This window comes from Nocardiopsis alborubida (genome assembly GCF_012396365.1).
Taxonomy (GTDB): domain Bacteria; phylum Actinomycetota; class Actinomycetes; order Streptosporangiales; family Streptosporangiaceae; genus Nocardiopsis; species Nocardiopsis alborubida.
On the sequence record NZ_JAAXPG010000031.1, the window covers coordinates 74,876 to 86,144 of the forward strand.

The following is an 11,269-nucleotide window of genomic DNA, read 5'->3' on the forward strand; positions in this document are numbered from 1 at the left end:
ACGGTACCGCGTGTTCAGAGCGTGTGCTCTCCGGAGTGTGTTCCCCCGGTGCCCTGACCGGACTCGACCGCGGAGCGGACGAAGGAAACCAGGAAGTCGGTCAGTTCCTTCTGGGCCTCCGGGGCACGCAGGTCGCGGCCCAGGACCATCCGGGACAGCTGCTGAACGATGTTCGGCCAGGCGGCCACGCCGATGAGGGTGAGCAACAGCAACCGTGTGTGCCGCGAGACCTCCTCGCCCATGACCTCGGCGAGGTCGTCGGCCTTGTGGGTGTAGAGGGCCGTGCGTTCGTCCTCGTCGGGAAGGGGACGGTCGCCGTAGTGCAGGGACTCCCACAACAGCAGCCGCAGCAGGTCGGGGTGGTCGCGGTGGAACTCGTGGACACGCCGGACGTACTCGGAGGGTTCGGTGCCCCGGAGTTCCACGACTGTGGAGAGTTCGTCCAGCGCGCCGGTGACGACGTGCCGGAAGAGTTGCTCCTTGTCGCCGAAGTAGGCGTAGATGCGCTGTTTGTTGACGCCCGCGCGCTCGGCGATCCGATCCACCCGCGCGCCGGCGATCCCGTGGTTCGCGAACTCCCGCCGTGCGGCGTTCAGGAGGAGTGCACGGGTGACCTCGGTTCTTCTCATGTCCCCAGGGTAGCCGGGTGCCAACCAGTTGGTTTCCAGGGATTGGCGCAATCTCCGAAGTGCGGGTGTCGTAGGTCACGTGTCCGGATCCGGACAGCGGGAGGCCTCTTTTCCGCGTTGACAACCAACTAGTTGGTTTTAAATACTGGCATAGCGCTCGTGGTAGGCCGCCGAAGTGAGGAAGACCTCTCCTTCCACCACGGGAGGGAACTGGAGACCCTCTGAAGCGCACAGACGCTCGCCCTTGGCCCTGCGTCCGGCCTCCGGTCGATCTTCGGGCGGACAGGGGCGAGAAGAAGCCTGTCCTTCTCGGTGGAAGGGCGCCTTCTTCTCGTCGCCGTTGTCGTTCCCGGGGTCGGTGGAAGCCCCCGGAACTCAGATTCGACACACGGACCAGTAAGCGGAAAGGCGCGAACATGTTCGAGCAGCACATCCTCACCCTCTGTATCGTCGGCGATCGCTTCGCGGGATCCGCCGTACACGAGGGGGGCGACACCCTGCGAGCGCGGGGCGGGCCCCGCTCCGCCTACGACCGCCTTACCGCCGACCTGCGCCGCCTGGCCGCTGACGGAGCCTCCCGCACACAGGTCAACCGCGCCCACTTCCGGCTCTACCGGGACGAAACCCACAAACTCCTGGTGCGTGAAGGCGTGCGCTGGTTCGGGGCCAACCGCGACTGCCCCGGGTTCTTCCTGCCGACCTCCGCCCGGGCGCTACGTCGCCATACCCACACAGAAGGAGACTGATCTGATGGACGAACCAGTCCGCTCGGCGGTCGCCGTGGACTGCGAGGTCCTGGTGGTGGGCGCCGGACCCACCGGACTCGCTCTGGGATGCGAGCTCAGACGACGCGGCACCGACTGCGTGGTCGTGGACCGCGCGATGGGGATCGACTCCCGTGCCCGCGCCGTCATGGTGCACGCCGCCAGCCTGGAATGGCTGGAGGGGCTGGGAGTACGGGGCCGGATCGAGGAGGCGGCGCTGCGCATGCGCCGGATCGCCTTCCACGTCCTGAACGGTGCCGACTACGTCGTTGACTTCGCTGACCTGCCCACACCCTGCCCCTACTATCTCAACGTTCCACAGCCCGAGGTCGAACGTGTGCTGGAGCAGACCTACCTGTCCTCGGGCGGTCGCCTGCTGCGCGGCGCCGAGTACACCGGCCATCGGGAGGAGTCCGGGTACCTCTTGGCCGAGATGCGCCCGGCCGACGGCGTGGCCGTGACGAGACGGATCCGCGCACGCTACCTGGTGGGCGCCGACGGCGCGGGCAGCGCGGTCCGCGCGCACCTGGGCGTGGACTTCCCCGGAACCACCTACCCGATGAGCTACCTGCTCGCGGAGGGAGTTCCGGGCGACGGGCTCACCGCACCCGACGATGAGTCGGCCATGTTCGTCGGCCCCTCGGGGGCGGTCTCCGTGCTGCCCCTGCCCGAGGGGCGGATACGGGTCGCGGGGCCGGTGACGCCCGAACTCCTGGAACGGGAGGAGGCCCTGACCGCAGACGCCTTCCGCGGGGCCGTCGACGGGCTCGGATTCGGTTCCCGGCTGTACATGGCGACCATCGACCGGGTCACCCATTACCAGGTGCACGAACGCCTCGCCGACCGTTTCCGGGTCGGCCGCGCCCTGCTGGCGGGCGACGCCGCACACCTGAACTCGCCCGCGGGCGGCCAGGCCATGAACACCGGCTTCGCCGACGCCGTGGATCTGGCCGGGCGCCTGGAGACGGTTCTGTCCGGAGCCCCCGCCGCGCTCCTGGACGGTTACGAGGCGGTCAGACGCCCCGCCGCCGCACGGGTCGCCCGGAGCACCGGCGTGGCGGGCCTGCTCCAGACCATGCGTGAGGCCACCACCGAACCCGAACGTGCCTTCGTGCGTGCGCGCCTCGACGGCCTGGCCCACGAGTGGAGCCAGCTTCCCGCCCGAGAAGTGGAAACAGTCCGGTGAACGACGCCCTGAGTATCCTCGGGACCGGCTCCTACCTGCCCGAACAGCGTGTCGATGTGCGGCGGGCGATGGCCGGTCGCTCCGAACGGGAACGGGACCGTGTCCTCGCCTACGGCTACACCACCGTGTGCGTGGAGCCGGAGCTGTACCCCGGGGACATGGGGTTGGTCGCCGCACGGCGAGCCCTGGAGCAGGCCCGTGTCGACGTTCGGGATGTACGGATGGTGGTGTTCACCTCCATCCACCGGCACGGCCACAGGAGAATGTGGTCTCCGGCGTCCTGGCTCCAGGAACGACTCGGCTGCGTCAACGCCCTCCCCTTCAACGTCCACCAGGGCTGCAACGCCCAACTCCTGCTACTGGACGTGGCCGCCGACGTCCTCAAGGGCAGGCCAGGCGGAGGCGAGGCGGTGCTCGTCGTCGCCGCCGACCGCTTCTCCGACTCGGCCTTCGACCGCTTCACCGGCGACTACGGCATCGTCTACGGAGACGGGGCGGCAGCCGCCGTCATCACCGCCTCGAACGGCTGGGGATGGCGGGTCCGTGGCGTGCACTCGGTGTCGGAACCCTCGCTGGAGGGCTTGCACCGCGACGACCGGCCCGTCGCTGAGACCTCCGACGGCCTGACCGCCGAGCACGACATGCGGGCGGCCAAACGCGCTTTCCTCACCAGACACGGCAGAGATGTCCTGGGCGAGCGCACCCGGGCCGCGGTCGCGTCCGTACGCGGGGCACTGCTGCCCGGAGGCGACACGGACGGGCTCCGGGCGGTCGTGTACCCCAACCTCGGCCGACCGCTGCTGGAGAGCTCCTACTTCCCCGAGCTCCCCGGCGGAGCGGATCGCTCCCTGTGGTCGTTCGGGGCCACCGTCGGACATCTGGGGACCGCCGACCAGATTGCCGGACTCGACGCCTGGACACACAGGACCGGCCCGGTGCCGGGTGAGCGGGTACTGCTCATCGGCGCCGGGGCCGGCTTCACCTGGACCGGCATGCTCCTGGAACGGGAGCGCACACCCACAGGACTACTGACCCGACCACCCGCTCAATGAGAGAAGGAACGACGATGACCACCACCGGACCCCCTTCCGCATCCGGGGCCGGGGCCAACCCCGCTCCCTCGTCCACCATCCGTCAGGCCAGGGCCAACAGCGACACGTTCCTCATCTGGCTGATCGTGTTGCTGGCCCCGATCGGCCAGATGGCCATCGACATCTACGTCCCGTCGCTGCCCGCCATGGTGGGTGTCTTCGAGACCACCCAGAACGCCGTTCAGCTCAGCGTGACCCTCTACCTGATCGCGTTCTCCGTCGGCCAGCTGTTCTACGGGCCGCTCTCGGACGCCATCGGCCGCAGACGCGCCCTGCTCATCGGGGTCGCCCTGTACCTGCTCGGTGGCGTGATCAGCCTGTTCGCCACCTCGATCTGGGCCTTCGTGGCCGCCCGCGTCGTCCAGGGCCTCGGTATCACCGCGGCATCCGTGGTGATGAAGGCGATCGCCGCCGACCGTTTCAGCGGCCCCCGCCTCGGTACCGTCATGACCTACATGGTGGTTTCCTGGGGTTTGGGACCGATCATCGCCCCGGTCATCGGTGCCTGGTTCCACACCAGTCTGAGCTGGGAGTACAGCCTGTACTTCCTGGTCGCCTACGGCGTGATGCTGCTCTTCATGATCGGGGTCGTCTACCGGGAGACCCACCAGTCCCCCCGGCCGCTGAACGCCAGAAACCTCGCCGCGGGCACCGCCACGATCCTCGGTGACGGCGTGTTCGCACGCATCTACCTGTCCATGGGCCTGTGCTACGGCGTGCTGTTGACCTTCAACCTCATCGGCCCGTTCCTGGTACAGGACGTCATGGGGTACTCACCCGCCCTGTACGGGGGGATCGCCCTAGGCATGGGTGCCGCCTACTTCCTCGGTGTGTTCAGCAACCGCGTCCTGCCGGTCTCGGTCACCAACCGGGTCAAGTTCCAGATCGCGTCCATCGGATCGGTCGTGGCCGCCGTGGCGATGGTCGCCGGAGCCGCGCTCACCGAGCCCAATCTGTGGGTGCTCGTCGCGCCCTCCGCCGTGATCATCTTCTTCGCCGGAATCCTCTACCCCAACCTCATGGGCGCGGGCGTCTCGCGTTTCCCGGAGATGACCGGCCTGGCCAGCTCCTGGCTCGGGTTCTGCCTGATGCTCTTCGCCGGCCTCATCATGCTCGGCTCCTCCCTGCTGGAGGTCGACAGCCTGCTTCCGATGGCCGTGCTCTTCCTGATCTGCATGGTCGCCTGCCGTCTGCTGGTCATGCGTACCCTGCCGCGCGAGAGCGCGGCGTAAGGCCCCCTTGCCGGGGCACCCGTCCACCACCAACGAAACCGGAGCCATCGTGCGCACCACCGTTCTCGGAGACAACGGTCCCACCGTCCCCGTTCAGGGACTTGGTTGCATGGGGATGAGTGAGTTCTACGGACCCGGAGACGAGGCCGAGTCCGTCCGCACCCTGCACCACGCCCTCGACACCGGCGTCACTTTCCTGGACACCGCCGACATGTACGGGCGCGGGGCCAACGAGGAACTTCTCGGCCGGGCGCTGAAAGGACGTCGCGACGACGCCGTTCTGGCCACCAAGTTCGGCATCCTGAGGACCGACGACCCCGACGCCCGGCCGGTCCGGGGTGACGCCGCCTACGTCCGCCAGGCGATTGAGGCCAGCCTGCGCCGTCTGGGCACCGACGTCATCGACCTGTACTACATGCACCGGGTCGACATGGACGTTCCCATCGAGGAGACCGTCGGCGCCATGGCCGAACTGGTCGACCAGGGCAAGGTCCGCCACCTCGGGTTGTCCGAGGTGACCGCTGGCGAACTGCGCCGTGCCCACGCCGTCCACCCGATCGCCGCCGTGCAGTCCGAGTGGTCACTGTGGAGCCGTGACGTGGAGGAGGCCGTCGTCCCCGAGTGCGTTCGGCTCGGGGTGGGTTTCGTCCCCTACTCCCCCCTGGGGCGCGGCTTCCTGACCGGCACCATCACCACCACCGATGACCTGGCCGACGACGACTTCCGTCGTCACCAGCCCCGGTTCTCCGATGAGCGGTTCAGGACCAACAACCGCATCCTGGAACCGGTCATCCGGATTGCCGGGGCCCACGGCGCCACCCCGGGACAGGTCGCGCTGGCCTGGGTGCAGCAGCGTGCCGACGTGTGGGGCATGCCTGTGGTTCCCATCCCCGGTACGAGGAAGACGCACCGGCTGGACGAGAACGCCGCCGCGGCGGACCTGCTCCTGACCGGATCCGAACTCGACGAACTCGATACCCTGGCCGACCTCGTGGAGGGGGAGCGCTACGCCGACCTGACCCTGACCTCGGCGGGGCCGCGCGCCCGGGGCTGAATCCGTCGGTTTCCGTGCCCCGGCCGCTTCGTGGGTCGGGGCACGGCTGTGTGCCGACCCGGGAAGACGCTCCGGTCCGTCCTTGGCTCTATGTTGGAGGGGGTTCGCAGAGTTCCGAGCGAAGGGAGACGCGCCGTGGCCCAGGTCCTCGTGGTCGCCGACGAACTCACCGGTGCCAACGCCACCGGTGCCCGGTTCGCCCGTACCGGGATGCGCGTGGCCACGGTGACTCCTGAGCACGTGAGCCGGGTCGTCGGGGACTACGACGTGGTCGTGGCCAACCTGGACAGCCGCCACGTTCCGCCCGAGCACGCCGCCGACCTGGTCACGGACGTGGTCGAAGCCGTGTGGCCGGTGGGACTGGTGGTCAAGCGAACCGATTCCACGCTGCGCGGCAACATCGGTGCCGAGCTGGAGGCCACCTACGACGCCGTGCGCGAGCGCGTGCCCGCCGGAACGCGGGTGCGGGTGCTGTTCGTTCCGGCCTTCCCGAGTTCGGGGCGCATCACCGAGGACGGGTTGCAGCTGCTCAACGGGCTGCCGCTGGAGCGCACCGAGCTGGCCGAGGACCCGCTGTGCCCGATGACCACCAGTTCCGTCGCCGACATCCTCGCCGCCCAGACCGACCTTCCGGTGCGCCACGTGCCCGTGCGGCAGGTGACGCAGACGATGCTCACCGCCGAACTGCTCGCCGGTGACGAGCCCGTGGTCGTGTGCGACGCGAGTACCGAGCAGCACCTGAACGACATCGCCGAGGCCGCGGCCGCCGCGCACCACGACACGGGAATCGTGTGGCTGGCGGCCGACCCCGGGCCCACGGGGGCGCTGCTGGCCTACGCGCTGCGGCTGCGCGGCCAGGCGGGTTCGCGCGGGCCGCTCCTGGGGGTGGTGGGCAGTACCACCGAGCTGACCCGGCGGCAGTTGGCCACCGTCGCGCGCACCGGCGCGGTGCGGTTCGTGGACCTGGACGCGGTGGAGTTCAGCGCGGGGGAGCGTGCGGACGAGGTCGCCGAGCGGGCCGCGCGGGAGCTGTCCGAGCAGCTGACCTCGTCGGGCTTTCCGGAACTGTGCGTGCTGCGGGTGGTGACGCCCTCCGACCGGGTGCGCGAGCTGCCAGTCCAGATCCGCGCTGAGCTGCCCGGCCGGATCGCGCGGCTGGTGGCGGACGTGGTCAACGAGGTCGCCGACACCGCGGGAGCGCAGGCGCTGCCCAGCGGGCTGTACCTGACCGGCGGGGACCTGGTGGCGAGTCTGCTGGACGAGCTGGACGTGCACGCGTTCGACGTGGGGGGCGAGATCGTTCCGCTGACGGTGCACGGGCACCTGAGCGGAGGGCCGTTGGACGGAACGCCGGTGGTGGCCAAGGGCGGTCTGGTCGGGGACGACATCACCCTGGTCGAGTGCCTGACGAAGCTCCGGCGGGCGGTGCAGACCCGGTTGCACCAGGTCCACTCGGAGGTGTCGGAGCACGTGGTGCCGACGCTGCTGCGCGACACGGTCTGAGAGCCCGTGCCGGGGGCCGGAGCGGAGAGCTGGGGCCGGGGTCGGGCGGGCTCCGCAGGTTCCGGTCTATCACCGATGGTCTTGTGCTCATAGCGCGTCTCGACGCTCCAACCTCGCTATAAGTACAAGATCGCGCGGCTTCGGCGGGACTTCTCGCGACGGGTGGCCGAGAGGGAGGCGTCCCACCCGGCGGCGGGGAAGGGGATGTGGCCCTTGGCGGGGCGCTCCCCGCGCACGCGGGGATGGTTCCGACCCCATCGGGGCCGCCTGACGGCACGCACCGTGCTCCCCTTGGGGATCGGTTGCGAACCCGCCCCTCGGAAGCTTGAACGGGCCCTGTGAATCCGCTGTGAGGGCGACTGGCCCGCCGATCCCTGAAAGAACGCCCGTACCTGTCTCCGAAGTCATGCGACCAATACTCCATCCGGCCATCGCTTCGGTGTCGGTGAGAATTCCGCCCATATCCGACCCTCCTCGTGGCCGCGCGTCCTTACACCGGGATGCAACCCGTCTCCGTGCGCCCTAGCAGCACTCCCTGTTCGGGAAAATACGCATGTATCTCTTTATCCCGGCTTGATGAGGTCTTCATGTACTCTGCTGAAGGCGGTCTTGGCACGAAGCGATCGGCGCGGATTCGATTCAGTGAGCCTCGATCGCTGTCCTGCGAATTATCGGGAAGCGAGGCCTTGAGGTTTCTCACTGTTCGATGGCGCATCTCTCTTGGTTGCACCGGCCGCTGACGTTTCGTACAGCAGCAGAGTGAGGTCTTATGAATTCGTGGCGCTCTCTTGTCACCGCCGGTTTCGTCGCAGGCGCTGCCGCGGTCGTCCTTCCGCTGACAGCGGGAACCGCGTCCGCCGCGGAGGCCGATTGGAACGTGGTCGGCGGCGCACTCGGCCCGATGGAAGAATGCGTCGCCGAGGCCAAGGAGTACCTGGCTGAGCCGTACGTGGACTACACCGAGTGGAAGTGCGAAGCCAGCAACGGCTCCTGGACGCTCTTCGCGCGCTAGCCGCGCCGGCTCGAGAGCAGCCGATCTCTCCTGAAGGCCTCTGCTGCGATGTGCCTTCGCGGCAGAGGCCTTTCGTTTCGCCCGGTGTTTCCCGGGAACTGCGTTCCCGGGGCACGGCAGGGCTCGTTCACATTCCCGAGGGGCCGGGTTCGTAACCGATCCCGAAGAACGGGGGCGCGTGTTCGGGTGGGCCCCGGATCACGCGGATGGTCTTGGCGGTGCTGTCCGCCCCCGCCGCCTTCGGCTCGGCGGGCGCGGCCTGGTGGGTGTCCGGGCCGGTGACGGCGAACACCGTCTCGCGGGTCTGTTTCCCGCTGGTCTCCTGCCACCGGCGGCGGATCCTCGAAGCGAGCCGGGCGTGGAGCCAGGGTGTGCCGCACCCCGGTGGAGCGCGGCCTGGTCACCCGGCCCTCCAGCACCGAGGGTGGAGAGCGTTCCCGAGACGCACGCACACCCTTCGGAAGTGGACCATGAGCACCAAGTTGTTCGACGAGGACCTGCTGAGGACCATCGCCGCCGAGCCGCACCGCCCGCTGCTGTTCGTCAACGCCGCCGTGTACACGTTCGACCCGCTGATCGGCGACCTGACCGGCGCCGACCTTCTCCTGGACGGGAAGGAGATAGCCGGAGTCGGCACCGGCCTGCACACCGCGGCCGAGGACGACGGCGCGGTCGTCGTGGACTGCACGGGGCTGACCGTCGTCCCGGGCGTGGTCGAGAACGACACCGTCGCCGGACTGCGCAGGCACCCCTCCGACCGGGTCGGCACACTGGCACCCGGAAACCCGGCGACCTTCGTCGTGATCTCCGGGCACCACCCCGAGGCCACCGCGCTGGAGCAGGTGATCTGGCGCCCTGAGCGGGCCGCCGCGGTCGTCATCGACGGCGAGTTCGCCCTGTTCAACGGCCGACGTCTGACCGAACCCCGGACCGAGCGGTTCCCGGGGCCGACGCGGACACCGGCGGACAGCACGTACCTGGGCATGTGGATCGACGAGACGGGCTTCATCCACCAGGAACTGACCGCGGACGGCCGCTACGACGAGACGCGCGGCGGACGTCCCCACGCCTACCAGGGATCGTTCTGGATCGAGGGTGACCGCATCGTCTACCGCGACGACCTGGGGTTCTGGGCCTACGGCCGCTTCGCCGACGGTGTGCTCCACCACGCTGGCTACGTCTTCCACCGCGGCTGAGCGCGCACCCGCCGGACACCGACCGCACCCGCCGGGCGTCCACCGCACTCCACAGAACAGCGGGGAGAGGCCGCGTACCGACCACCGGCGGGGCCGTCGCCACGGCGGCCCCCGAGGTCCGACCCCCGCGCGCAGACAGGGGGTTGGGCCGTCAGGGGCCGATGGGCCTTGTAGGAACGGGAGCGGGTGTACCGGGGCCCGGCCTCAGTCGTCGATCGCCTGGTAGAGCGTGGTCCAGAAGTCGTGGATGAGCCGCGCCGAGTCCGGTACGGACATCCCGACCTGGGTGAGTACGATTCCGGTGAGCTGGTTCTCCGGGTCGGCGTAGGCCGAGGTGCCGGCTCCGCCGTCCCATCCGAACTGGCCGACGGGCGCGTAGTCGCCCCGGTAGGTGCGCACCGCCATCCCGAAGCCCCAGCCGCCGTGCTGCCCCTGGCCGAACGACACGTGGACGTTCTCGGCGGCCATGGTGTTCCGGGCGGCCTGCTGCCCGGGCGTGAGGCGGTTGGTGGTCATCAGCTGGACGGCGGGCCGGGACAGGATCCGCTCGGACCCGTGCATCCCCTGGTTCAGCAGCATCCGGAAGTAGGCGTGGTAGTCGTCCACGGTGGAGACCAGCCCACCGCCGCCGCCCTGGAACGCCGGAGGTCGGCTGTGCCGTCCCCCCTCGGCCGGGTCCCACACGTGGAACTCCCCGGTCCGCGGGTCGGGTGCGTAGAGGGGCGGCAGCCGGTCCATCCTGTCGGCGGGCACGTGGAAACCGGTGTCCCCCATGCCCAGGGGCTCGAAGACGCGTTCACGCAGGAACGCCTCGAACGACCGCCCCGTGACCCTGGAGACGAGCACGCCGAGCAGGTCGTTGCTGATGTGGTACTGCCAGTGCTCTCCGGGCTGGTGCATCAGCGGAAGCGTGCCCAGACGGCGCATCCACTCGTCCGGCTCGGGCATCGGCTCCGGCAGGTCGGGCGTGAGCCCCTGCTCGAAGACCGCGTTCATGATCGGGGTGCCCAGCGCGCTCCGGTCGATGCCGAGCCCGAACGTGGAAGTCAGCACGTCCCGTACGGTGATCGGCCGCCGCGCCGGCACGGTGTCGTCCAGCGGGCCGTCGATCCGCCTCAGCACCTGCCGGTCGGCGAGTTCGGGCAGCCACTGCTCCACCAGGTCGTCCAGCCGCAGCCGGCACTCGTCGAGCAGGACCATCGCCGCCGCCGCCGAGACCGGCTTGGACGTCGAGGCCATCCGGAAGACCGTGTCCCGGCGCATCGGCGCGCCGCCGTCGTGGCGCATCGTCCCGAGCGCTTCGACGTGCGTCTCACCGCCCCGGCCGACCAGGGCGACGAGTCCGGGAATCCTCCCGCTCTCGACATGACGTGCCAGCACGTCGCGCATTCTGCGCAGCCCCGTCTTGGAGAAGCGGCCGTTGTCGTTTTCCATCATGGATCTCCGTGAGTCGTCAGGTGGTCGGGGGAACGGCTGGTCAGAGGCTGTGGGCGGTGATGTCGCCGTGGGAGGTGGTGGCGTGGATGTCGAGGGTGGTGGTGCCGTCGTTCTTGAGGGCGTTGTGGATGCGGCCGTAGGGGGTGCCGGCGTTGAGGGCGGCGG

Annotated in this window: 10 protein-coding genes; 7 read left to right on the plus strand and 3 right to left on the minus strand. The window is 69.4% G+C overall.

The annotated features are described in order from the left end of the window. Nucleotides 1-14 precede the first annotated feature (14 nt). The gene (locus tag HGB44_RS26150) at nucleotides 15-629 is read right to left on the minus strand and encodes a TetR/AcrR family transcriptional regulator (protein WP_061080637.1); all 615 of its coding nucleotides are present in this window, start codon (nucleotides 627-629) and stop codon (nucleotides 15-17) included. A 416-nt stretch (nucleotides 630-1,045) separates the two neighbouring features. Here HGB44_RS26150 and HGB44_RS26155 point away from each other — a divergent pair, with 416 nt between their 5' ends. The 6 genes from HGB44_RS26155 (at nucleotide 1,046) to HGB44_RS26180 (ending at nucleotide 7,459) form a co-directional block, all read left to right on the plus strand. Continuing rightward, nucleotides 1,046-1,375 carry a hypothetical protein gene (locus HGB44_RS26155; RefSeq protein ID WP_061080638.1) on the plus strand — a complete coding sequence of 110 codons (330 nt, stop codon included), beginning with the start codon at nucleotides 1,046-1,048 and terminating at the stop codon, nucleotides 1,373-1,375. A 4-nt stretch (nucleotides 1,376-1,379) separates the two neighbouring features. Beyond that, complete coding sequence (locus tag HGB44_RS26160) at nucleotides 1,380-2,579, plus strand: FAD-dependent monooxygenase (RefSeq protein WP_061080639.1); 1,200 nt, start codon at nucleotides 1,380-1,382, stop codon at nucleotides 2,577-2,579. Further along, nucleotides 2,576-3,631, plus strand: a complete 1,056-nt coding sequence (locus HGB44_RS26165; protein ID WP_061080640.1) for a ketoacyl-ACP synthase III family protein — start codon at nucleotides 2,576-2,578, stop codon at nucleotides 3,629-3,631. Before HGB44_RS26160 ends, HGB44_RS26165 begins: the two co-directional genes overlap by 4 nt. Nucleotides 3,632-3,645: 14 nt before the next feature. Further along, nucleotides 3,646-4,902, plus strand: coding sequence for a multidrug effflux MFS transporter (locus HGB44_RS26170; protein WP_061080641.1), 1,257 nt, complete (start codon nucleotides 3,646-3,648; stop codon nucleotides 4,900-4,902). A gap of 49 nt (nucleotides 4,903-4,951) precedes the next feature. Then, entirely contained in the window at nucleotides 4,952-5,956 is a 1,005-nt protein-coding gene (locus HGB44_RS26175; protein WP_061080642.1) for an aldo/keto reductase, read from the plus strand. A gap of 135 nt (nucleotides 5,957-6,091) precedes the next feature. Further along, nucleotides 6,092-7,459, plus strand: coding sequence for a four-carbon acid sugar kinase family protein (locus tag HGB44_RS26180; protein WP_061080643.1), 1,368 nt, complete (start codon nucleotides 6,092-6,094; stop codon nucleotides 7,457-7,459). Between the two features lie 1,139 nt (nucleotides 7,460-8,598). Here the strand turns inward: HGB44_RS26180 and HGB44_RS26185 are convergent. After that, the gene (locus HGB44_RS26185) at nucleotides 8,599-8,763 is read right to left on the minus strand and encodes a hypothetical protein (RefSeq protein WP_168444149.1); all 165 of its coding nucleotides are present in this window, start codon (nucleotides 8,761-8,763) and stop codon (nucleotides 8,599-8,601) included. Between the two features lie 178 nt (nucleotides 8,764-8,941). On the opposite strand from HGB44_RS26185, the gene HGB44_RS26190 reads away from it, so the two are divergent. Next, nucleotides 8,942-9,667 (plus strand): Atu4866 domain-containing protein, encoded by a 726-nt coding sequence (locus HGB44_RS26190; protein WP_061080644.1) that lies wholly within the window; start codon nucleotides 8,942-8,944, stop codon nucleotides 9,665-9,667. A 204-nt stretch (nucleotides 9,668-9,871) separates the two neighbouring features. Here HGB44_RS26190 and HGB44_RS26195 read toward each other — a convergent pair whose 3' ends face one another. Then, nucleotides 9,872-11,101, minus strand: coding sequence for a serine hydrolase domain-containing protein (locus HGB44_RS26195; protein ID WP_061080652.1), 1,230 nt, complete (start codon nucleotides 11,099-11,101; stop codon nucleotides 9,872-9,874). Nucleotides 11,102-11,269: the final 168 nt, after the last annotated feature.

Bases quoted from the DNA above. Each gene is read 5' to 3' on its own strand.
- HGB44_RS26150 (WP_061080637.1), bottom strand. From the start codon at position 629: ATGAGAAGAACCGAGGTCACCCGTGCACTCCTCCTGAACGCCGCACGG.
- HGB44_RS26160 (WP_061080639.1), top strand. From the start codon at position 1,380: ATGGACGAACCAGTCCGCTCGGCGGTCGCCGTGGACTGCGAGGTCCTG.
- HGB44_RS26195 (WP_061080652.1), bottom strand. From the start codon at position 11,101: ATGGAAAACGACAACGGCCGCTTCTCCAAGACGGGGCTGCGCAGAATG.
- HGB44_RS26190 (WP_061080644.1), top strand. From the start codon at position 8,942: ATGAGCACCAAGTTGTTCGACGAGGACCTGCTGAGGACCATCGCCGCC.
- HGB44_RS26155 (WP_061080638.1), top strand. From the start codon at position 1,046: ATGTTCGAGCAGCACATCCTCACCCTCTGTATCGTCGGCGATCGCTTC.
- HGB44_RS26170 (WP_061080641.1), top strand. From the start codon at position 3,646: ATGACCACCACCGGACCCCCTTCCGCATCCGGGGCCGGGGCCAACCCC.